This window comes from Pseudomonas sp. NPDC088444 (genome assembly GCF_044900175.1).
In the GTDB taxonomy this organism is placed as follows: domain Bacteria; phylum Pseudomonadota; class Gammaproteobacteria; order Pseudomonadales; family Pseudomonadaceae; genus Aquipseudomonas.
In genome coordinates this window covers 105954-128402 of the sequence record NZ_JBJDNK010000007.1, presented here as the reverse complement: position 1 = coordinate 128402, position 22449 = coordinate 105954, and the positions used below count along the sequence as shown (strand labels likewise).

Below are 22449 nucleotides of genomic sequence, written 5' to 3'. Positions count from 1 at the left end.
TGCCCAGCGTTACGCCATCATGGCCCAGACGGGCCTACACTGACCTTGTCCGACAAAAAAGTCATTTTTGTACGCGGATCGAGGTACACGTCATGAGAACCACAATAAAAAGACAAATGGTGTATGTGGTCGCTGTCGCTGCGGTGCTCAGCATCTATGCAGCCGGTGCTTACCGAATTGAGCAGATGCGGCAAATCCCGCGAGGAGCGGTGGTGTGCACGTTCGGCCACTGCGTACCGACGGACGCCAGCTTCAGTGCATTACGCTGATCGCGTCGCCAGGTTTCACCCGGAGGCCGCTATCGATTAGCTAGCTAACGGACTAGACTGGTCACACTTTTCCCGCCGTGTTGCGGCGGGTCAACCTGCCAGTTCGAGTCCCTGTTCGTGACCAGCCTCAATCAAACCCGCCCGGACATCCGCAGCATCCTCTTCGCGCTGATGATGGCCGTTTTCCTCAGCGCGCTCGACCAGACCATCGTCGCGGTCTCGATGCCCGCCATCTCCGCCCAATTCAAAGACTTCGACCTGCTCGCCTGGGTCATTTCAGCCTATATGGTGGCCCTGACGGTGGCCGTGCCCATCTACGGCAAACTCGGCGATCTGTATGGCCGTCGACGATTGATGCTGTTCGGGCTGGGCACCTTCACCGTTGCATCACTGTTCTGCGCCATGGCCCAGAGCATGGAACAACTGGTGCTGGCGCGAGTGCTGCAAGGCATCGGCGCGGGCGGCATGGTGTCGGTCAGCCAGGCGATCATCGGCGACATCGTTCCCCCTCGCGAACGGGGTCGCTATCAAGGCTATTTCAGCAGCATGTACGCAGCGGCCAGTGTCGCCGGGCCGGTACTCGGCGGATTCATGACCGAATACCTGTCGTGGCGCTGGGTGTTCATCATCAATCTGCCGCTGGGCCTGGTGGCCTGGTGGGTGGCGCGTCAGACGCTCATCGGGCTGCCGATTCCGCAACGCAAACCGATCATCGATTATCTCGGCACGGTCCTGATGATCATCGGCCTGACGGCCTTGCTGCTCGGCATCACGGAAATTGGCCAAGGTCACAGCTGGCGCGATCCCCGCGTCCAACTTCAATTGGGCGTAGCGCTGCTGGCCCTGGTGATTTTCGTCCTGTACGAGCGTCGCACCCGCGAGCCGCTGCTGCCGATGCACCTGTTCGCCAACCGCAGCGCCGTGCTGTGCTGGTGCACGATCTTCTTCACCAGCTTTCAGGCCATTTCGCTCATCGTGCTGTTGCCGCTGCGCTTTCAGACCGTCACGGGGGGCGGCGCTGACATCGCGGCGCTGCACTTGATGCCACTGGCCATCGGCATGCCCATGGGCGCCTACTTTGGAGGCCGTCGTACCTCACTGTCCGGGCGTTACAAACCCATCATTCTGACTGGCGCGCTGTTGATGCCCTTCGCCATCCTCGGCATCGCCTTCACGCCGCCCCAGTCCGTGATCCTGACCGGCTTGTTCATGGTGCTTACCGGCATCGCCAGTGGCTTGCAATTCCCTACATCACTGGTCGGCACTCAAAATTCGGTAGAGATGAAAGACATGGGCGTGGCCACCAGCACCACCAACCTGTTTCGCTCACTGGGTGGCGCGGTCGGTGTGGCGAGCATGTCGGCGCTGTTGCTGGCCATGCTCGCGGGCACAGGGCTTGGGCAAATCAGTGGCAGCGTGATCGGCGAAGGCAGCTCCGGCAACCTGCTGATGGACAGCCTGCATGCCGTCAGCGGCCCTGCGCTGGAGCTGTTGCGCGGGCAATTGGCGATGACGTTTCAGCACCTGCTGATCATCAGTGCCGGGGTTTCGTTGCTCGGGTTGGCCGCAGCGCTGGCAATGCCGAACAACCTGCTCAGAGGGCGGGCGGATAAGGATCGGTGAAGGCAGATTTTACGTCCGCCAAACACCCGTAGCAGTCCGGCAAGTCGGACTGCTACGGGGCTGTGTTTAGGCTGTCCCGAATCAACCGCTGTAATACCCCACCGTTACCAGAAAATCCCCCACTTTGCGCATGTACGCATGCTTGTGCTCGACCTTGCCGGTCACCGGATTGCGCCAGCGGTATTCGTATTCGCCTTCGGGCTGTTTCTTGATCATCTCCAGCATCGGCAGCCCCACCGGTTTGCCTTCCGGGTCCTTGACCTTGCTGAAGTCGGTATTCACCAACCGCAGGTTGGTGCCGTGGGCAACGTAGCGTTTGGTGTTTACGTTGACGACGAACACATAAAGGTCATCCTGCAAGAAACCGCCCTTGAGATTGTTGATGGATTCGAGGGTGCCATCCTCATCTTGCTCCAGCGCTTTGGAGGCCTTGTCGAGCAAGGCTCTGGCCTGTTCCGGCGCGGCGCGGGGCAGGTAATAACCCACGGCCAGAATACGGTTGCCCACCCGCTGGAAATACACGCGCTTGCGTTCAACCTTGCCGTCGCGCCAGTTCTGCCAGCGATATTCAGCCTGCTGGACACCCGCACTTTCCGGGGTTTGTAGGACCTGTTTGAAGCCTTTTTGCAGATCGGGATCGAGCACCGAGGAGATATCGCGTCCAATCAGCACCACCGACGGCCCGCCGCTGGCCAGCATCACACCGCTGGTATCCGTGACGAACACATAACGGTCTCCATCGACGAACTCGCCCTGTCGGCTAAATTCGGCCAATGCCTTGTCGCCCACCTGACGGTAATGAGCGACGGCCTTTTCCAATAGCGTTCTGGCTGCCGCTGCTTCCTGCTCTTCATCTCCGGTTGCCAGGGCCTGCGTTGCAAACACGCAGGCAACGGCTGTGAAAACGACTGTTCTCCAGCTTTTGAATCGCGAAAAGACCGCCATCGCACCTACCCCGTTTTTATTGGTTTGGGAGCAAGCGTAGACGCGCGATGGCAATCAAGCTGTCGTGTTGCTGAACGCGGTGATGGATTTGGGTAAAAGATGAGTAAATCGTCTGTTCAATGACGATGCACCTCTGTATAGGTGCAGGCTAAGCGCCACACGGTTATAGTCGGCTTCATCCTCACGCAGGCTCGGCGTGGGCGTGGGAAATGCCGTTTGACAAGACAGCAGCGCTCAACGATGCGCTGCGGTATCTCGCAAAGCGGGGCTGTAACGAAGCATATCCAGCACGGTATCGACCAGGCGTTCAGCGTCCTCGTGCAAGGGGAAGCTCTCTGGCACCAGTAACCACTGGCCCAAAATGCCGTGTATATAGGCATGCAGGCAAACGGCCGCCCGCTGCGGATTCAGGTCGGCAGGTAATTGCCCCTTACGCGCGGCGTTGCTCAAGGCCAAGGCAATGCGTTCGTTAGCGTCTAGCCAGACGAATTGTCGCTGGCGCCGCATGTCACACATTTCATCGGTGAATTCGAATTTATGAAAAAGAATTTCATTGATGCGGCGGGTTTTTGGGTCCGTGGCAACTTGCTGAAACAAATGAACCAAAAGCTTTCGCGTCCAGCCCAGAGGGTCCACTTCGTCCGCGCTCTCACTCGCGCGGGCCATTTCCTCCAGCGGCTCGTGCAGGCTGTCGAGCATCGCCTGCACCAGATCGGCCTTGTTGCTGAAATGCCAATAGATCGCGCCTCGGGTCACGCCTGCCAGCGTCGCGATGTCCGCCAACGTCGTGCGCGCAACGCCTCGCTCGAAAAACGCCTGCTCGGCCGCTTCCAGAATCTGCCTGCGCGTTTCCTGAGCTTCTTCTTTCGTGCGACGAACCATGGCAGTAAAACCTCAATGAAAATGCTTCAGGCTCTGCGGTCGAGCGGCCTGAAAAGCATAGCGGGCGGCCTTTGTAATGCCTTGTCCCGCGCGAGCAATCGATCCCCGCAATGCGCCGGACTGTCGCAGTTACAGGTGTTTACAAACAACCGTGAACGTAAGTATATTCATTAGCTTGCTACTTATCCAGCCGGAAAAGCATTAACACCCTTTCCACTTTTCATGAGCCCTGCTCCTGACCCGAGGATCTTCATGCAATTCAAGCCAGCTGTTACCGTACTGGTCACTGCCGCCGCCCTGGCATCGCTGCTCAGCGGATGCAGTAAAAAGGAAGAAGCGGCGGCGGCTGCTCCACCGCCCCCTCAGGTCGGCGTCGTGACCATCCAGCCCCAGCCTTACACCCTGATCTCCGATTTGCCGGGTCGCACTACTGCGTATCGCGTGGCCGAAGTGCGTCCCCAGGTCAACGGCATCATCCTCAAACGCCTGTTCACTGAAGGCACCGACGTCAAAGCCGGTCAGCAGCTGTATCAGATCGACCCGGCCGTCTATGAAGCCAACCTGAACAGCGCCAAGGCGACCTACGATGCCACCAGTTCGCTGGCCGGTCGCTACAAGCAGTTGATCAACGAGCAAGCCGTGAGCCGTCAGGAATACGACACCGCTGTGGGCAACGCGCGTGAAGCGCAGGCCGCCGTGCAGACCGCCGAAATCAACCTGCGCTACACCAAAGTGTACGCACCGATTTCCGGTCGCATCGGCCGCTCGCAAGTGACGGAAGGTGCGCTGGTCAGCAATGGTCAGGCCGATGCGATGGCCACCATTCAACAACTGGACCCGATCTACGTAGACGTCATTCAGTCGTCGACCGAGATGCTGCGTCTGCGCCGCGAGCTGGAAAGCGGCAAGCTGCAAAAGGCGGGCGACAACGCCGCCAAGGTCAAACTGACGCTGGAAGACAACAGCCAGTACCCGGTTGACGGCAAGCTGGAGTTCTCCGAAGTCTCGGTTGACCAGACCACTGGTTCCGTCACCCTGCGCGCCGTGTTCCCGAACCCGAACCACACCCTGCTGCCAGGCATGTTCGTGCACGCCAAGCTGCAAGCGGGTGTCAACGAGCAAGCGATTCTGGTTCCGCAACAGGGCGTGACTCGTGACCTGAAAGGCACCCCGACTGCACTGGTCGTGAACAAGGACAATAAAGTCGAGCTGCGCACCTTGGTCGCCAACCGCACCAGCGGCACCGACTGGGTCATCGAGAAGGGCCTGAGTGCGGGTGATCGCGTGATTACCGAAGGTCTGCAGTACGTCAAACCAGGCGCAGAAGTGAAGGTGTCCGAGGCAACCAACGTCAAGGCAGCTGCCCCGGCACCGGCGCAAGGGAGTAACTGATTCATGTCGAAGTTTTTCATCGACCGACCGATTTTCGCGTGGGTGATCGCCCTCGTGATCATGCTGGTCGGGGCTCTATCGATCCTCAATTTGCCGATCAACCAGTACCCGGCCATTGCGCCACCGGCCATCGCGATTCAGGTGACCTACCCAGGTGCGTCCGCACAGACCGTGCAGGACACCGTGGTTCAGGTGATCGAGCAGCAGATGAACGGTATCGACAACCTGCGCTACATCTCGTCTGAAAGTAACTCTGATGGCAGCATGACCATCACTGTAACCTTCAACCAGGGTACAAACCCTGACATCGCGCAAGTTCAGGTACAGAACAAGCTCAACCTCGCCACCCCGCTGCTGCCGCAAGAAGTGCAGCAACAGGGTCTGCGTGTGACCAAGGCGGTGAAGAACTTCCTGCTGGTCATCGGTCTGGTGTCCGAAGACGGCAGCATGGCCAAGGAAGACTTGTCCAACTACATCGTGTCCAACATCCAGGACCAGATCGCTCGTACGCCTGGCGTGGGTGACTTTCAGGTGTTTGGTTCGCAGTACGCGATGCGCATCTGGCTCGACCCGGACAAGCTGAACAACTTCCAGTTGACCCCGGTTGACGTGAAGTCGGCGATCACCGCGCAAAACGTTCAGGTGTCTTCCGGTCAGATTGGCGGCCTTCCTGCGGTCAAGGGCCAGCAACTCAACGCCACGATCATCGGCAAGACCCGTCTGCAAAGCGCCGAGCAGTTCGGCAACATCCTGCTGAAAGTCAACCAGGACGGCTCGCAAGTGCGCCTGAAAGACGTCGCCACCATCGGCCTGGGCGGCGAGAACTACAGCGTCGACGCGCAGTTCAACGGCAAACCGGCATCGGGTCTGGCAATCAAGCTGGCGACCGGTGCGAACGCGCTGGACACCTCCAAGGCGATTCGCGACACCATGAGCCGTCTGGAGCCGTTCTTCCCGCCAGGGATGAAAGTCGTCTATCCGTATGACACCACCCCGGTGGTGAAAGAGTCGATCAACGGCGTTGTGCACACCCTGGGCGAAGCGATCGTTCTGGTGTTCCTGGTGATGTACCTGTTCCTGCAGAACTTCCGCGCCACCGTCATCACCACGATGACTGTACCGGTGGTATTGCTGGGTACGTTCGGCATCCTCGCGGCTGCTGGCTTCACCATCAACACCCTGACCATGTTCGGTATGGTGCTGGCCATCGGCCTGTTGGTGGACGACGCCATCGTCGTGGTGGAAAACGTCGAGCGGGTCATGGCCGAGGAGCATTTGTCGCCTCGGGAAGCGACACGCAAATCGATGGAGCAGATCCAGGGCGCACTGGTGGGTATCGCCATGGTGCTGTCGGCGGTACTGCTGCCTATGGCCTTCTTCGGCGGATCGACCGGTGTGATTTATCGACAGTTCTCGATCACCGTGGTCTCGGCCATGGCACTTTCGGTATTGGTTGCGCTGGTCTTCACCCCTGCCCTCTGCGCCACGATGCTCAAACCGATCGACCCTGAAAAGCACGGCCAGCCGCGCAAAGGCTTCTTCGGCTGGTTCAACCGCACCTTTGACCGCAGCGTTCAAAGCTATGAGCGTGGCGTCGGCAACGTGATCCGTCACAAGTTTCCGGCGTTCCTCGCCTACCTGCTGATCTTCGCGGGCATGATCTGGATGTTCACCCGCATCCCGACTGCGTTTCTGCCGGAAGAAGACCAGGGCGTAATCTTCGCTCAGGTTCAGACGCCTCCTGGCTCTACCGCCGAGCGAACCCAGCAGACGCTGGACAAGATGCGTGAATACCTGCTGACCGACCCGGGCGTGAACTCGGTGTTTACCGTCAACGGCTTCAACTTCGCCGGTCGGGGCCAGAGCTCGGGCTTGGGCTTCGTCATGCTCAAGTCGTGGGAACAGCGCGACTCGTCCAACAGCGTGTTCGAAGTCGCCAAGCGTGCACAGGCGCACTTCTTCGGGTTCCGTGACGCCATGTCGTTCGCCGTGGTTCCGCCAGCGGTACTGGAACTGGGTAACGCCACCGGTTTCGACCTGTATCTGCAGGATCAGGGCGGTGTCGGCCACGAAAAACTGATGCAAGCGCGTAACCAACTGCTGGGTCTGGCCTCGCAGAGCAAGATTCTGACAGGCGTTCGCCCGAACGGCCTGACGGACGAACCGCAATACCAACTCGTGATCGATGACGAAAAAGCCCGCGCCCTCGGCGTGACGCAATCGGACATCAACACCACCCTCTCGGTGGCGATGGGCGGTAACTACGTCAACGACTTCATCGACCGCGGTCGTGTGAAGAAGGTGTACATCATGGGTACTCCCAAGTCCCGGATGAGCCCTGAAGACCTGAAGAAGTGGTACGTGCGCAACACCGCAGGCACCATGGTTCCGTTCGATGCCTTCGCCAGTGGTGAGTGGGTCTACGGCTCGCCAAAACTGTCGCGTTACAACGGTGTTCCGGCTGAGGAAATCCTCGGTACGCCAGCGCCGGGCTACAGTACAGGTCAGGCCATGGCCGAGATCGAGCAACTGGCCAAACAACTGCCGCCTGGCATCGGTTACTCGTGGACGGGCCTGTCGTTCGAAGAACGTCTGTCCGGTTCGCAGGCACCTGCGCTGTACGCCATTTCGGTTCTGGTGGTGTTCCTTTGCCTGGCTGCGCTGTACGAAAGCTGGTCGATTCCGATTGCCGTTCTGCTGGTCGTACCGCTGGGTGTCATCGGTGCACTGATGGCGACCAGCCTGCGCGGCCTGTCCAACGACGTGTTCTTCCAGGTAGGTCTGTTGGTGACGGTGGGCCTGGCAGCGAAAAACGCCATTCTGATCGTCGAGTTCGCCAAGGAATTGCATGAACAGGGCAAATCGCTGCTCGACGCGGCTGTCGAAGCCTGTCGCATGCGTCTGCGTCCGATCGTGATGACGTCCATGGCGTTCATCCTCGGCGTGGTGCCGCTGACCATTTCCAGCGGCGCAGGCTCGGGCAGCCAGCATTCGATCGGTACAGGCGTGATCGGCGGTATGATTACCGCGACCATCCTGGCGATCTTCTGGGTACCGCTGTTCTTCGTATCGGTATCCGGGTTGTTCAAGAGCAAACCGAAACACATCCCACACGATGAGGCTGGCCAATGAGCAAGTCCCTGATCTCTCTGGCAGTGACCGCGATCGTACTTAGCGGCTGCTCGTTGATCCCTGATTACAAACAGCCTGCTGCACCCGTGGCTGCGCAATACCCGCAAGGTCCGGCGTACTCGCCGGACAACGCGGCGAATCAGGCTGCTGCCGAACAAGGCTGGCGTCAGTTCTTCCATGACCCGGCCCTGCAACAACTGATTCAAACGGCCCTGAGTAACAATCGCGACCTGCGTGTCGCGGCCCTGAACATCGATGCCTACCGGGCGCAGTACCGCATCCAGCGTGCAGACCTGTTCCCGGCGGTAGCCGCCGATGCCACCAGCACCCGCCAACGAGTACCGGCTGACTTGTCGTCAAGCGGTCAAGCGGGCATCACCAGTCAGTACTCGGTAGGCCTGGGCGTCAGCTCCTATGAGCTGGATTTGTTCGGTCGCGTCCGTAGTCTCAGCGAGCAAGCACTGGAAACCTACTTCGCCAGCGAAGAGGCCCGTCGCAGCACTCAGATCAGCCTGGTGGCGAACGTCGCCAACGCCTATCTGACCTGGCAGGCGGACAAGGAACTGCTGAAGCTGACGCAGGATACCCTCGGTGCCTTTGAAGAAAGCTTGCGCCTGACCTCGCGCAGCAACGAAGTCGGGGTCGCCTCGGCGCTGGATCTGGCGCAGTCGCGTACCTCGGTTGAAAGTGCTCGCGTCAAGCTGGCCCAGTACCAGCGTCTGGTCGCTCAGGACGAGAACAACCTCGTCCTGCTGCTGGGCACCGGTCTGCCAGCCAACCTGCCAGCCGCACAACCGTTGAGCGCTGACATGCTCAACGAAATGCCAGCAGGTCTGCCGTCCGAACTGTTGCAGCGTCGTCCGGACATCCTTCAGGCCGAACACAGCCTGAAAGCGGCCAACGCCAACATCGGCGCGGCTCGCGCTGCGTTCTTCCCAAGCATCAGCCTGACGGCCAGTGCCGGGACGGCAAGCAGTGATCTGAGCGGCCTGTTCAAAGGCGGATCGGGCACCTGGCTGTTCACGCCGAAAATCAACCTGCCGATCTTCAACGCAGGCAGTCTGCGCGCCAGTCTGGACTACTCGAAGATCCAGAAAGACATTAGCGTCGCCAACTACGAGAAGGCGATTCAGACGGGCTTCCAGGAAGTCTCCGACGGTCTGGCGGCACGCAAAACCTTCACCGAGCAGCTCAAGGCGCAAAACGACTTCGTCAACGCCAACCAGGATTACTACCGCCTGGCAGAGCGTCGCTATCGCATCGGCGTCGACAGCAACCTGACCTTCCTCGACGCCCAGCGTCAGTTGTTCAGCGCGCAACAGTCGTTGATCACCGATCGTCTGTCGCAACTGAGCAGCGAAGTGAACCTGTATCGCGCCCTGGGTGGCGGCTGGTACGAACAGACCCCGACCGGTGAGAAAAAGCCGACCTCGGGCGACGTGCCAGAAATGCGCATGTTCTGACTCAGACCCGCAGACAACCTGCTGAGCGGTGCAAGGCCGCTCATCGGGGTGGCGGACCTGAAGCGGCGCACATAATCCGATGCCGGATCCCTGGCATCGGACTTTTTATGTCCGCTGACCGTCCCATGATTGATAGTTGAAAGCCCGCCACAAATATCCCGCTCATACTCCGCCCGGTTGTTGAACTGGAGTATCGAACAATGCCTGGCCAGACATATCCGTGCACCCGCCGGATATCCCTCTCCACTCAGTCACTGCCCACCGCCCCCAACCAACGCGCCGGGGACAGTTCATTCCTCCTTCATCCACGACTGAAAACCGTGGTGGACAATCATTTGTTGGATGACGTGAGAGATTCTATGGTCCCGGATATCTGGACCGCGCTTTTAAAGCGATTGGCGACGCTGAAATCCGGGGCAGATCCATTGTTGAGTGCACAGATATTTAGGATTTCGCCCCCTCGGGCGACGCGCGTTACCACTCCACATTCTCCCGACTGTCTTCGTCATCCGACGCACTCAGAGCAGTGTTCATGAACGCCTGCACCATGAAGCTCATGCTGAAGGCCTTGCTGAACGCCGCTCTGGCAACGGCGTAAGCGGGCTCACCCTCGTTCCCTTCTTCTTTGAGACGGGCCATGACCTGCTGCAATGCGGTCAGTTGCGGACCGCTGGTGCGAAAAGGCCGCTCGCCGTCAGCACCGACGAACTGCTTCAAAAACGCTTAAGCATCGAACTCAGCCCACCCTGGATCAAGCGTCGAGCCGGATCGGCCGCCAGTGTTGACGAGGCCCCTATGAAAAAGGCGAATCCCCGGCACACGAGATTCGCCTTCAGACAGCAAGCACGGGGTTGATCAGCTCAGCAGAAACTCCGTCACGCGCAGGGTGAACACTTCGCCCAACTCAACATTGGAAAGATGCGCCGCATAGAAATCCGACAACTGCGCCCCCTCGATGTGATTCTGCAAATAGTGTCCATCGGCAACCGTCGTCACCGCGTCATGACTGCCACAGATGATCAGCGTCGGCGCGCTGATCGAACTCACTTGTTTACGGAAATCCGCATCACGCACCGCCGCACAGCAAGCGGCATAACCCAGAGACGATGTAGCCGCCAACGAGTCAGTCACCGGCTTGACCTTATCGGCATGATCGCGAGCGAAATCAGGCGTGAACCAGCGCGCTACGGCACCTGCGCCCAATTCCTTCATCGCCTGCTCACCCCCCTGCTCCACCATCTCGATGCGCGGGTTCCACATTTCAGGCCCACCAATCTTCGCGGCGGTGTTGCACAGGATCAATTTGTGCAGACGGTCGTTGGCGTGAATAGCCAGCCATTGGCCAATCAGTCCGCCCATCGACAGCCCACAGAAATGCGCCTGCTTGATCTTCAGCACGTCGAGCAGCGCCAGCACGTCGCGCCCCAACTGCTCAATGGTGTACGGCCCTTGGGTGACGAGGGACTTGCCATGGCCCCGAGTGTCGTAACGCACGACCCGGAACGACTTGCTGAGCGCGGCGATTTGCGCGTCCCACATGTGCAGATCGGTCCCGAGAGAATTGGACAAAACCAGTACCGGCGCCCCCGCAGGGCCCTCGACCTGATAATGCAGTTCGCCGTCTTCAAGTTGTACGAATGCCATAGCAGCTCCCTTGTGTTGAGCACTTTGCTAGAAAGTCATTGAAGAGTATGGATGACGCGCGCCCGATCGCAGGCGCGCGCAATTGAATCAGTGATCTTCGTGCAGGTATTCCGGCTTCTTCGGCAGGCGCAGGCTGAAGAGGAATGCAATCGCCATCATGGCGGTCACGTACCAGTAGAACGTGTTTTCCGAACCCATGTTCTTGAAGCTCAGCGCCACGAATTCTGCCGAACCACCAAAGATGGCGTTGGCCACCGCATACGCCAGACCCACGCCCAGCGCACGAACGTGGACCGGGAACATCTCGGCTTTTACCAGACCGCTGATCGAAGTGTAAAAACTGACGATGGCCAGTGCCAACGTGATCAGGATGAACGCCAGCACCGGGCTGGTGGTGGTTTTCAGGGTCATCAGAATCGGGAAGGTGCACACGGTCCCCAGACCCGCGAACCATAACATCGACGCCCGACGACCGATCTTGTCCGCCAGCGCACCGAACACCGGTTGCATACACATATAAAGGAACAGCGCGCCGGTCATGATGTAACTGGCGGTCTTGGCATCCATGTGCACAGTGTTCACCAGGTATTTCTGCATGTACGTGGTGAAGGTGTAGAAAATCAGCGAGCCACCGGCGGTGTAACCCAACACAGTGATGAAGGCGCCGGAGTGGTTGCGGAACAGCGCAGCCATGCTGCCCGCGTCCTTGTCCTGACGCACTTCGGCGGTGGTGGTTTCTTTCAGCGAGCGGCGCAGCAGCAGCGAAATGACGGCCGCAATCGCTCCGACCACGAACGGAATCCGCCAGCCGTAGGCTTTCAGCTCATCGGCATTGAGAAATTGTTGCAGGATGACCACGGTCAGCACGGCCAGCAACTGACCGCCAATCAGCGTCACGTACTGGAACGAGGCGAAGAAACCACGCTGCCCCCGCAACGCGACTTCACTCATGTACGTGGCCGTGGTCCCGTATTCTCCCCCAACCGACAGGCCTTGAAACAGGCGCGCGACGAGCAACAGGAACGGCGCCCAAGCGCCGATGGCGGCGTAGGTTGGCAGACAGGCGATGACCAGCGAGCCACCGCACATCATCAAGACCGAAATCATCATGGAATTCTTGCGGCCGTGTTTGTCGGCGACGCGGCCAAACAGCCAGCCACCGATGGGACGCATCAGGAAGCCCGCAGCAAATACGCCTGCGGTGTTGAGCAATTGCACGGTTGGGTCATCGGAGGGGAAGAAGGCCGGTGCGAAGTAGATCGCGCAGAAGGCGTAGACATAGAAGTCGAACCATTCCACGAGGTTGCCGGATGAGGCACCTACAATCGCAAAAATCCGTTTGCTCCTTTCTTCTCCGGTGTAGTGAGTCGTTGTCATTATTTTTCCCCAGTTTTTATAAAGACCTGCCGTGAAGGCCCAGTCTACGACATAACCTGAAACACTTAGACTTAAGCAGTAACACTTCGACATCACAAGGACAACCGCCCGAGCCTGGAAGTTGCCTGTTCGTGGAGGCAGTCCATGGCTCGGGTGATTGAAACTCAATGATTTCAGGCGTGTGTCGCTTATCGTTCTATTGCCAGGGCCAGGCCCTGTCCTACGCCGACGCACATGGTCGCCAATCCTTTGCTGCCGCCGGTTTTCTCCAATTGGTGCAACGCTGTCAGCACCAGACGCGCCCCGCTCATCCCCAACGGATGGCCGAGGGAAATGGCGCCGCCATTGGGGTTGACCCTGGGCGAATCGTCCGCGATGCCCAGTTCACGCATGACCGCCAAGCCCTGACTGGCGAACGCCTCGTTGAGTTCGATGACATCGAAATCCGACACCGCCAACCCCAGACGCTCGACCAGTTTGCGCACCGCCGGGACAGGGCCAATGCCCATCACACGAGGTTCGACGCCCGCGCTGGCCATGCCCAACACGCGCGCACGGGGGGTCAGGCCATGTTTCTTGACCGCTTCAGCCGAGGCCAGAATCAGCGCCACCGCGCCATCATTCAGGCCCGCCGCGTTGCCTGCGGTGACCGTTTTACCGGCACCGTTGACGGGTTTGAGCTTGCTCAGGGCTTCGAGGCTGGTGTCGGCCCGTGGGTGCTCGTCTTTGTCGACGAGGGTTTCGCCCTTCTTGTGCGCGATACGCACTGGCACGATTTCTTCTGCAAAAAAGCCGCTGGCCTGAGCCGCCGCCGTACGCTGCTGACTGCGCAGCGCGAATGCGTCCTGGTCTTCGCGGGACACCTTGAAGTCTTCGGCGACGTTGTCACCGGTTTGCGGCATGGTCTCTACGCCGTACTGATCTTTCATCAACGGGTTGACGAAGCGCCAGCCCAAGGTCGTGTCTTCCAGCTTCTGGCCGCGACCGAAAGCAGTGTCGGCCTTGCCCATCACGAACGGCGCGCGGGACATCGACTCGACGCCCCCAGCAATCGCCAGGTCCATTTCGCCACAGGCAATGGCGCGGAATGCCGTACCGACCGCATCCAGCCCCGAAGCGCACAGGCGGTTCAGGGTCACACCCGGTACGGTTTCCGGCAGGCCCGCCAGCAACAGCGCCATACGCGCCACGTTGCGATTGTCTTCACCGGCCTGGTTGGCGCAGCCGAGGAAGACTTCGTCGACTTCCTCCCAGTTCACCGACGGATTGCGCTCCATCAGCGCCTTGATCGGCAATGCAGCCAGATCGTCAGCACGAACCGTGGCCAGTGCGCCACCGAAGCGGCCAATCGGGGTGCGAATCGCGTCGCAGATAAAGACCTCACGCATCATGCTTCTCCCGGTGCCTGACCGTGAGCGGCAGCGGTACGCGCTTCCAGATCACGCAGGGCAGACAATTCGTATTCGCTCGGCTCTTCAGACACCACAACGTTGTCCGCGAAACGAAGCTCCCAGCCTGTGGCCGCGATGACTTGTTCGCGGGTGACGCCCGGATGCAGCGTAGTTACGACGAATTCGTTGGTGCCCGCTTCCGGCTCCATGATGCACAAGTCGGTGATGATGCCGACCGGGCCGGCGCCCGGCAGGCCGAGGCGCTTGCGGGAATCGCCGCCCTCGCCATGCCCCACGGAGGTCACGAAATCCAGCTTGTTGACGAACGCGCGGGAAGACTGCTTCAGGATGATCAGCACTTCCTTGGCTGACCCGGCAATTTCCGGCGCGCCACCGGCACCCGGCAGGCGCACTTTCGGGTTGTGATAGTCGCCCACCACGGTGGTGTTGATGTTGCCAAAGCGGTCGACCTGCGCCGCACCGAGGAAACCGACATCCACCCGGTCGCCTTGCAGCCAGTAACGGAAGATTTCACTGGTGGAGACCACAGTGTCGGCGGTTTCAGCCAGCTCGCCATCGCCAATGGATAGCGGCAGCACGTTGGGTTTGGCACCAATCGGGCCGGACTCGTAGATCAACACGACATCAGGCGACGAGGTCAGACGTGCGAGGTTAGCGGCCTTGGAAGGCAAACCGATGCCGACAAAGCAGACCGAACCGTTCTTCAGGCGGCGAGCCGCAGCCACGGTCATCATTTCACTGGTGGTGTACGTCATTATTTTGCCTCCGAAGCGCGGGCCAGCTTGCTCTGGAACTCACTGAAATCACGGGTGCCGTGGATGTATTCCTCGATCCACGCAGTAAATGCCTCACGGTCGCGACCGATCGGGTCCCACGCCTGATAGAAACGGTTGTCACGCTCGTAGTAGCCATGAGCGTAGGAAGGGTGCGCACCACCGGGCACGACGCACACGGCACTCAGCGCCCAAGTCGGCAGTACACAGGCGTTCATCGGCGCGTTCAGGTCGTCGACGATTTCTTCGACGGTGACAATGCAGCGCTTGGCAGACAGTGCGGCTTCTTTCTGCACGCCAAGAATGCCCCACAGCAGCACGTTGCCTTTGCGGTCGGCTTTCTGGGCGTGAATCACGGTCACATCCGGGCGCACGGACGGCACGGCAGCCAACACTTCGCCGGTGAACGGGCAGGTCACGGACTTGATCAGCGGGTTGACCTTGGGCAAGTCGGACCCGGCGTAAGCGCGCAAGACAGCGAACGGCAGACCCGATGCACCCGCTACATAGGCGTTGGCCAGATCAGCATGGCTGTGCTCTTCGATTTCCATCGGTTGCGGCCATTGCTTTTCAACGGCGTCACGCAAACGATGCAGCGAACCTACACCCGGGTTACCGCCCCACGAAAAAATCAGCTTCTTCGCACAGCCGGCGCCAATCAGTTGGTCGTAGATCAAGTCAGGGGTCATGCGAACCAGCGTCAGGTCTTTCTTCTTCTGACGAATGATTTCATGCCCGGCTGCGGTAGGAATCAGATGGGTGAAGCCTTCCAGCGCAACGGTGTCGCCATCGTTGACGAATTGCTTCACGGCATCGTGCAGGGAAAGAATTTCAGCCATGGGGCGCTCCAGGTTCGAATCTCTATCGGTGAGCGGCGCGTTGTCGATCAGCGCCGGGATGAGATTCAGGTTATGCCTGAGCGTGGGGCGTAACAATCCGATAATCGACTATCTGTTCGATAATCGAACAGAGAGTGCATCAGCAGAAATCACGTGAACAACTGAGTGCTCAGGTCTCGACTGGCGTCGAGCATGATCGGCAGAAATTTCTGCTCAAGCTCATTGCGCGTCACCCGGCCCGCGCTGGTGCTGACATTAAGCGCGGCAAGCACCTGGCCGGATGCGTCGTAAACCGGAACTGCAATGGAACGCAGACCCTGTTCCAGCTCCTGATCAACAATGCACCACCCCTGCTGGCGAACCTGTTGCAGACATTCGAGCAAGGCGTCGGGTGTGCGCAGGGTGCGGCTGGTTTTGGGCTGCAGATCGACGTGATCGAGATACTCCTGCAACGACACATCATCCAGCGCCGCCAGCAGAATTCGCCCCATCGACGTGCAATAGGCCGGTAGACGACCGCCGACGGCCAGATCCACCGAAATCAGCCGCTGCGTCGTCGCCGAACGGGCTATATAAAGGATGTCATCGCCTTCGAGGGTGGCCATATTGCAGGCTTCATGCAACTGATTGCTCATGCGATCCAGATAAGGCTGAGACGACACTGCCAACGGGGTCGACGACAGATACGCATGGCCCAGAGTGAGCACTTTGGGCAGTAGCGAATACGTGCGACCGTCGGTGGTGGCATAACCGAGCTTGATCAATGTATGCAGACAACGCCGAACTGCAGCGCGCGGGATTTCGGTGCGATGGCTGATCTGGGCGATGGTCAGGTGCCGTTTACGCTCCTGAAAGGCATGAATCACTGCCAGCCCACGGGCCAGAGAGGTCATGAAATCCGGATCACCCGTAAAGGCCTGAATCCGCTTGGCAGGAGACGCCACAATGGGCGGGGCCAGCGAAGAAAAGGAATTACGCAGTTGATCGTTCATCTTCACACCGTTCGTCGCGGCCTTGCAGGCCTTCTGTAGCGCCACTCTCGCTTCTTTTGCAGAGAACGGCAAGAGCGATCCGTGCGATTATCGAACCACTGGCCGATAATCGCAATTGACCCGCCGCTCAGTTGCTTATACCTTTCACACGCCACCATGTGGCTTCTTGGAAATACTGGTCAGGTACCCACTGAGAAGTCCCAGGCAACGGCCTTGCTCACTGCAAGGCCGTTTTTGTCTCCACGCCTCCTCGCCTCGCAATAAATTGTAAGCAATCCAATACACTCACGCTTATCGCCCCATGAAGAGCGCCATGGAATTACGTCGCCAGTTTTTTGTCTCTGCATGCCGAGTTTTGAATATTAAAGTTTTGTCATGATTTCTCCTTCATGAACTTCGGAAGCGTCGTACAAGAAAACAGTATCTGTTCGCAGTTATTGAATTGAAGTGCGCTGCACAGTTGACTACCGCGATCTTCTTGGAGATAGTGCCCACTCATTGACGAGCTATAACGCCAAGGCGCGTGTGCCATCCGAAACCCTGAAGGTAATGGATCCAATCAACGCGCCGCATGCACTACCCGAGTGCCATGCCCGGCGATAGACAGGCCAGAAGCCTGGTCAATCTGCCAGCCTCCTGGCAAACCGAACACATGAATTGGGGCTACGACAGTTTTGTCGTTCTGGTGTGCGTAGCCGCATGTGACAAGAAGTGTTTAATACATTCGTTGAAGACTCATCGCACACGTTTGCCATCCGTCGCCAGCGCTCGACACTTCTGCCACCTGCGTTATCACCAGAATCACACTCGACACGATCAGGTAATAATGTGACCAAAGATGAACTGCGCGCAGAACTAGAGCGCCAGGAACAACGTTACAAGGAAGTCTACGGCGGTGAAGTGACCACCTACGCCGCCCAGCCGGAGCCCGAACGCAAGCCATGGCGCAAACGTGCCAGCCTGCTCGATCAGGCGTTCAAGCAAGAACTTCAGAAGATGGAAGAAGAGCTCAAGGAAGAACGTTGATCCTTGATCGGCTCAGGCTCGATGTACCGAGATAGGCAAGGTGACCCGCAAGGCTTTCCCACAGAAAGTCAACGGGGGTGAACGGGCAGAATTTTCGTTGCAGGTTGCTACCAATTGGCGGCTTGCCTATCGATTAGTTTTTTTTCTGTCATAATCCCGCCCCCTTAATACCGGGTCAGAAAACCTTCCATGATCGATTTATTCAGCGGACTGGATGCTTGGGTGATTGTGAGCTTGTTGCTCGCCCTGGCCTTCGTCCTCACCTTCGAGTTCATCAACGGCTTTCATGACACCGCCAACGCGGTGGCGACAGTCATTTACACCAAGGCGATGCCACCCCACCTGGCGGTGTTCTTCTCGGGTGTGTTCAACTTTCTCGGGGTGCTGCTTGGCGGCGTCGGCGTTGCGTATGCCATCGTCCATCTGCTGCCAGTCGAACTGCTGATCAACGTCAACACCGGTCACGGCCTAGCCATGGTGTTTTCGCTTCTGGCTGCGGCGATCACCTGGAACCTGGGCACCTGGTACTTCGGGATTCCGGCGTCCAGCTCCCATACGCTGATCGGTTCGATTCTGGGCGTGGGCCTGGCCAACGCGCTGATCAACCACATTCCGCTGGCGGAAGGCGTGAACTGGCAGAAGGCAATCGACATTGGCGCCTCGCTGGTGTTCTCGCCTCTGATGGGCTTCATCGTCGCCGCACTGGCGTTGATCGCGCTGAAGGCGTGGCGTCCGCTGTCGAAGATGCACAACACGCCGGAACAGCGTCGCAATACCAAGGACAAGAAGCATCCACCCTTCTGGAACCGTCTGGTGCTGGTGATTTCAGCGATGGCGGTCAGCTTCGTCCACGGTTCCAACGACGGCCAAAAAGGCATTGGCCTGATCATGCTGGTGCTGATCGGTATCGTTCCTGCCCAATTCGTGCTGGACCTGAGCACCACCACGTACCAGATCGAACGTACTCGCGACGCCACGCTGCACTTGAGCCAGTTCTACCAGCGCAACAACGCGACGCTGGGCGAATACCTGGCACTGGGCAAATCGACGAACGGCGACCTGCCGGAGCACTTCAGCTGCAACCCGGAGCAAACCGAGCCGACTATCGACGCGTTGCTCAATAACCTCAAAGGCGTAACGGACTACCACAGCCTGTCTGCCGAGCACCGCATCGAAACCCGCCGTTATCTGCTGTGCCTGGACGATACGGCGCGCAAGGTCGGGAAACTGCCTGCGCTCGACGCCCGCGAAAAATCCGATCTGGAAAAGCTGCGCAAGGACCTGACCGCCACGACCGAATACGCGCCGTTCTGGGTGATTCTGGCTGTCGCACTGGCGCTGGGTATCGGCACCATGGTCGGCTGGAAACGCGTGGTACTGACCATCGGCGAGAAAATCGGTAAACAGGGCATGACCTACGCACAAGGCATGTCGGCTCAGATCACCACTGCCAGCGCGATCGCCTTGGCCAACGTGTTCAGCCTGCCGGTCTCGACCACCCACATCCTGTCGTCTGGCGTCGCTGGCACCATGGTTGCCAACAGGAGCGGTCTGCAAGGCGGCACCGTCCGCAACATCCTGCTCGCTTGGGTGCTGACGCTGCCTGCCACTGTTGCGCTGTCCGCTGCGCTGTTCTGGCTGTCGTCCAAGGCGCTGGCGTGATTCAACAGCCCTCGTGACATGAAAATGCCCACAATTGAGTGGGCATTTTCGCTTCTACAGTCCACTTTAACGTCGCTTCTTACTGCCGCCCAACAAAGATCCCATGAGACCGCGCACCAATTCCCGACCGATCTGGTTGGCGGCCTGGCGCACTGCACTCTTGACCGCCTGCCCCGCCAGGCTACCCAAAAAGCCGCCTGCGAGATCGGCCAGACCGCCTTCGGACTTTTCTTCAGCGGCGGGTTTCGAGGCAGCATCAGGTGCAGCGCCTTTGCGCGCCAATAGCATCTCGTAGGCTGATTCGCGGTCCACCGCCTTGTCATACCGACCGGCAAGCGGCGAATGAGCAATCAGCACTGCTCGCTCCGCCTCACTCAGCGGCCCGATCCGCGATTGTGGAGGCGCCACCAGCACACGCCTGACCACTTCCGGCGTACCCTTTTCCTGCAAGGTGCCCACTAACGCCTCGCCGATACCCAATTCGGTCAGCACCGTCAGCGCGTCGAAAGCAGGGTTGGGCCTGAAACCCTCCGCCACGGCTTTCAGCGATTTCTGTTCCTTACTGGTAAATGCTCGCAGGCCGTGCTGAATGCGCAGACCCAACTGCGCCAGAACGGTGTCTGGCAGATCACCCGGCGACTGGGTCACGAAATACACGCCGACACCCTTTGAGCGAATCAGACGAACCACCTGTTCGAGGCGGTCTTGCAAGGCTTTGGGGGTATCGGCGAACAACAAATGGGCCTCATCAAAAAACAATGCCAGCAGGGGTTTGTCCGCATCGCCGCGCTCCGGCAATTGCTCGAACAATTCCGCCAGCAGCCAGAGCAGAAAGGTCGCGTACACTTTCGGCGCTTCATGCACCAACCGACTGGCGTCGAGTAAATGAATGCGCCCTCGCCCGTCACTTGCCGGTTGCAGAATGTCTTCCAGTTGCAACGCAGGCTCGCCAAACAGCGCCTCGGCCCCCTGCTGTTCCAGAACAGCCAGCCGCCGCAGCAGCGCCTGGCTCGAACCCGTCGTCATCAGGGCACTGTCCTCGCCCAATGCCTGCGGGTTGTCGTGCAAGTAATTGAGCAAAGCCTTGAGGTCTTTGATATCCAGCAACAACAGGCCCTCGCGATCCGCCACCTTGAACGCCGCGTACAGGGCCGACTGCTGACTGTCCGTAAGTTCGAGCAAACTGCCGAGTAGCAAAGGCCCCATTTCCGATAGTGTCGTTCGCAAAGGATGACCCGATTGGCCGTAAACATCCCACAATGTCACCGGATACGCCTGGGGCGTGTGATTGAGCCAAGGCATCCCCGCAATGCGCTCGGCGACCTTGCCCTGGGGGCTGCCCGCCGCCCCCAGACCGCACAAATCACCTTTGATGTCGGCAGCGAACACGGCCACTCCGGCATCGCTGAACACTTCAGCCAAGCGCTGCAAGGTGACCGTCTTTCCGGTGCCCGTAGCGCCTGCTACCAGACCGTGGCGATTACCAAGCCTGAGCGTCTGCCCGACCGGCTGGCCATCCGGCCCCGCACCAATCAGCATCTGTTGAGAATCCGGCATGTCTTCACCTACAAATCAAATGGGAGTTGCAGCAAGACCACGGCGAAACGACACACCCTTGCCTGCATCGACGATTGCCAACTGAAGTCAGCCCCTTCACTCTAGTTCAATGCAGCCCGGGCACCGGCCACCCACCACCTGCTGACGAACACCTGATTGTGAACGCTGTCCACTCAGCACCCAAAACGAAGAGCATTTGTCATCGTGCCCATTGCCTTTTTCTTACCCGCGTTCAAATCGTCCAACAGGTCCTGCGCGTGAAACGACTCGTCTGGCTTGTCGTCATTCTGCTGATCGCCTTGCTGATTCCGTTCTTCATGGGCGGCGCAGAGATGTTTCACCGCTTGCGCAATTTTCCCCTGACACTGCTGCTCGCCATGTTTGGCATGGTGCTGGTGGGATGGTGCGCCAACACCATGCGACTGCGGCTATTGCTGGGTGAGAGCGCTGCCGGAGTCGGCATGCGTAAAAGCTTGGGCATCGTCATGGCCACGGAATTTGCCTATAGCGCGACACCTGGAGGCAGCGGCGCGCCATTGACCTTGGTGGCGTTGTTGTCACGTTGCGGCATCGGCCCTGCCAGAAGCACGGCCGCGTTCGCCACCGACCAACTCAATGATCTGGTGTTTTTCCTGCTGGCACTGATCGGGATTCTGATTTACGCGGTCTTTCACAAGCTCAGTGAAAATCTGGAATGGATGCTCATCGCCAGCGCGCTGCTGATCGGCGCGGGTTTATGCGTGTGTGCAGGTTTCGCACGCTTTCACCGGCGCATCATTCTGTTTAATGGCAAGTTGCTGACACGTCTGAGACGCAAGAACACCACACGCATTCGCTGGGCACGCAAACTTCTGCATTTTCGCGACGCACTGGCTGACACCTGGAAAATGCCCCATCGCATTCTGCTCAAGGTATTCGCCCTGACCTGCGTGCACTGGGGCCTGCGCTACAGCGTGATGTATCTGGCCCTCAGAGGCCTGGGAGTCGACATCGACTGGGCCTGGACGTTTCTGGTGCAAATGCTGTCGCTGAGTGCGGGACAGTTCAGCCTGTCACCGGGCGGTGCCGGGGCTGCGGAATTGACATCAGCCGCCCTGTTGGCGCCGATGGTGGGTAAATCGACCGCTGCGGCGGCGATTCTGATCTGGCGGATCGTGACCTACTACTTCTACCTGATCGCAGGCGGGCCGGTCTTTCTGCTGATGGTCGGCAAGCCGCTGCTGATGAAGCTATTGCGAGTCAGGACCGGCTGACTCGTCCTCATCAGGCTTCACCTGTTCCCACAACTGCGCAGCGCCCTCGAACTCGGTGCCGTCTTCGGGAGACAGCGCATCCGGGTCGTAACGCGTCAGACAGCCTTCACCCAGCGTCGGCGGGGCTTTGGACGTGGCTTTGTCGAGTGGATGGGTCATTACAGAATGCCTCCGAAGATGGGGACACGTGTCCTGTGGGAGCGAATTC

At 59.1% G+C, this 22449-nt stretch carries 19 protein-coding genes; 8 read left to right on the top strand and 11 right to left on the bottom strand.

Annotated features, from left to right (window positions below; all coding sequences use genetic code 11):
• The first annotated feature begins 92 nt into the window (after positions 1-92).
• Positions 93-269 carry a hypothetical protein gene (locus ACI2KB_RS15395; protein WP_404635933.1) on the top strand — a complete coding sequence of 59 codons (177 nt, stop codon included), beginning with the start codon at positions 93-95 and terminating at the stop codon, positions 267-269.
• 117 nt (positions 270-386) lie between these two features.
• Positions 387-1892, top strand: coding sequence for an MDR family MFS transporter (locus ACI2KB_RS15390; RefSeq protein ID WP_404635931.1), 1506 nt, complete (start codon positions 387-389; stop codon positions 1890-1892).
• A gap of 81 nt (positions 1893-1973) precedes the next feature.
• Here the strand turns inward: ACI2KB_RS15390 and ACI2KB_RS15385 are convergent, their stop codons facing one another.
• Together ACI2KB_RS15385 and ACI2KB_RS15380 are read right to left on the bottom strand one after the other, a co-directional pair.
• Positions 1974-2837 carry a cache domain-containing protein gene (locus tag ACI2KB_RS15385; protein ID WP_404635929.1) on the bottom strand — a complete coding sequence of 288 codons (864 nt, stop codon included), beginning with the start codon at positions 2835-2837 and terminating at the stop codon, positions 1974-1976.
• 234 nt (positions 2838-3071) lie between these two features.
• Positions 3072-3719 (bottom strand): TetR family transcriptional regulator, encoded by a 648-nt coding sequence (locus ACI2KB_RS15380; protein WP_404635927.1) that lies wholly within the window; start codon positions 3717-3719, stop codon positions 3072-3074.
• Between the two features lie 252 nt (positions 3720-3971).
• Between ACI2KB_RS15380 and ACI2KB_RS15375 the strand changes: the two genes are divergently transcribed.
• The 3 genes from ACI2KB_RS15375 to ACI2KB_RS15365 are packed head-to-tail and all read left to right on the top strand — an operon-like array spanning position 3972 to position 9706.
• A complete protein-coding gene (locus tag ACI2KB_RS15375) occupies positions 3972-5111 on the top strand; it encodes an efflux RND transporter periplasmic adaptor subunit (RefSeq protein ID WP_404635925.1) in 1140 nt (379 codons plus the stop codon).
• A 3-nt stretch (positions 5112-5114) separates the two neighbouring features.
• On the top strand, positions 5115-8243 hold the full coding sequence (locus ACI2KB_RS15370) for an efflux RND transporter permease subunit (protein WP_404635923.1): 3129 nt from the start codon (positions 5115-5117) through the stop codon (positions 8241-8243).
• Positions 8240-9706, top strand: a complete 1467-nt coding sequence (locus tag ACI2KB_RS15365; RefSeq protein WP_404635921.1) for an AdeC/AdeK/OprM family multidrug efflux complex outer membrane factor — start codon at positions 8240-8242, stop codon at positions 9704-9706. Before ACI2KB_RS15370 ends, ACI2KB_RS15365 begins: the two co-directional genes overlap by 4 nt.
• Before the next feature lie 474 nt (positions 9707-10180).
• Here the strand turns inward: ACI2KB_RS15365 and ACI2KB_RS15360 are convergent, their stop codons facing one another.
• From ACI2KB_RS15360 to pcaR, 7 genes are all read right to left on the bottom strand, one after another.
• Positions 10181-10423, bottom strand: a complete 243-nt coding sequence (locus ACI2KB_RS15360; RefSeq protein ID WP_404635917.1) for a hypothetical protein — start codon at positions 10421-10423, stop codon at positions 10181-10183.
• Between the two features lie 138 nt (positions 10424-10561).
• Positions 10562-11350, bottom strand: a complete 789-nt coding sequence (pcaD, locus tag ACI2KB_RS15355) for a 3-oxoadipate enol-lactonase (protein ID WP_404635915.1) — start codon at positions 11348-11350, stop codon at positions 10562-10564.
• A gap of 87 nt (positions 11351-11437) precedes the next feature.
• Positions 11438-12727: an MFS family transporter gene (locus tag ACI2KB_RS15350; protein WP_404635913.1), complete on the bottom strand. Its 1290-nt coding sequence runs from the start codon at positions 12725-12727 to the stop codon at positions 11438-11440.
• Between the two features lie 188 nt (positions 12728-12915).
• Complete coding sequence (gene pcaF / locus ACI2KB_RS15345) at positions 12916-14118, bottom strand: 3-oxoadipyl-CoA thiolase (protein ID WP_404635911.1); 1203 nt, start codon at positions 14116-14118, stop codon at positions 12916-12918.
• Entirely contained in the window at positions 14115-14894 is a 780-nt protein-coding gene (locus tag ACI2KB_RS15340; protein WP_404635909.1) for a CoA-transferase subunit beta, read from the bottom strand. The genes pcaF and ACI2KB_RS15340 overlap by 4 nt, the downstream gene beginning before the upstream one ends.
• Positions 14894-15751, bottom strand: coding sequence for a CoA transferase subunit A (locus ACI2KB_RS15335; protein ID WP_404635907.1), 858 nt, complete (start codon positions 15749-15751; stop codon positions 14894-14896). The genes ACI2KB_RS15340 and ACI2KB_RS15335 overlap by 1 nt, the downstream gene beginning before the upstream one ends.
• A gap of 149 nt (positions 15752-15900) precedes the next feature.
• Positions 15901-16743, bottom strand: a complete 843-nt coding sequence (pcaR, locus tag ACI2KB_RS15330) for a pca regulon transcriptional regulator PcaR (protein WP_404635905.1) — start codon at positions 16741-16743, stop codon at positions 15901-15903.
• Between the two features lie 828 nt (positions 16744-17571).
• Here pcaR and ACI2KB_RS15325 point away from each other — a divergent pair.
• Together ACI2KB_RS15325 and ACI2KB_RS15320 are read left to right on the top strand one after the other, a co-directional pair.
• A complete protein-coding gene (locus ACI2KB_RS15325) occupies positions 17572-17769 on the top strand; it encodes a hypothetical protein (protein ID WP_404635903.1) in 198 nt (65 codons plus the stop codon).
• 189 nt (positions 17770-17958) lie between these two features.
• Positions 17959-19431, top strand: coding sequence for an inorganic phosphate transporter (locus ACI2KB_RS15320; RefSeq protein ID WP_404635901.1), 1473 nt, complete (start codon positions 17959-17961; stop codon positions 19429-19431).
• Between the two features lie 66 nt (positions 19432-19497).
• Here ACI2KB_RS15320 and ACI2KB_RS15315 read toward each other — a convergent pair whose 3' ends face one another.
• Positions 19498-20988 carry a helicase HerA-like domain-containing protein gene (locus tag ACI2KB_RS15315; protein WP_404635899.1) on the bottom strand — a complete coding sequence of 497 codons (1491 nt, stop codon included), beginning with the start codon at positions 20986-20988 and terminating at the stop codon, positions 19498-19500.
• Positions 20989-21245: 257 nt separating this feature from the next.
• Here ACI2KB_RS15315 and ACI2KB_RS15310 point away from each other — a divergent pair, with 257 nt between their 5' ends.
• Positions 21246-22241 carry a YbhN family protein gene (locus ACI2KB_RS15310; protein WP_404635897.1) on the top strand — a complete coding sequence of 332 codons (996 nt, stop codon included), beginning with the start codon at positions 21246-21248 and terminating at the stop codon, positions 22239-22241.
• On the opposite strand, the gene ACI2KB_RS15305 is transcribed toward ACI2KB_RS15310, so the two are convergent.
• Positions 22218-22400 (bottom strand): hypothetical protein, encoded by a 183-nt coding sequence (locus tag ACI2KB_RS15305; RefSeq protein WP_404635895.1) that lies wholly within the window; start codon positions 22398-22400, stop codon positions 22218-22220. The genes ACI2KB_RS15310 and ACI2KB_RS15305 overlap by 24 nt on opposite strands.
• Positions 22401-22449 lie beyond the last annotated feature (49 nt).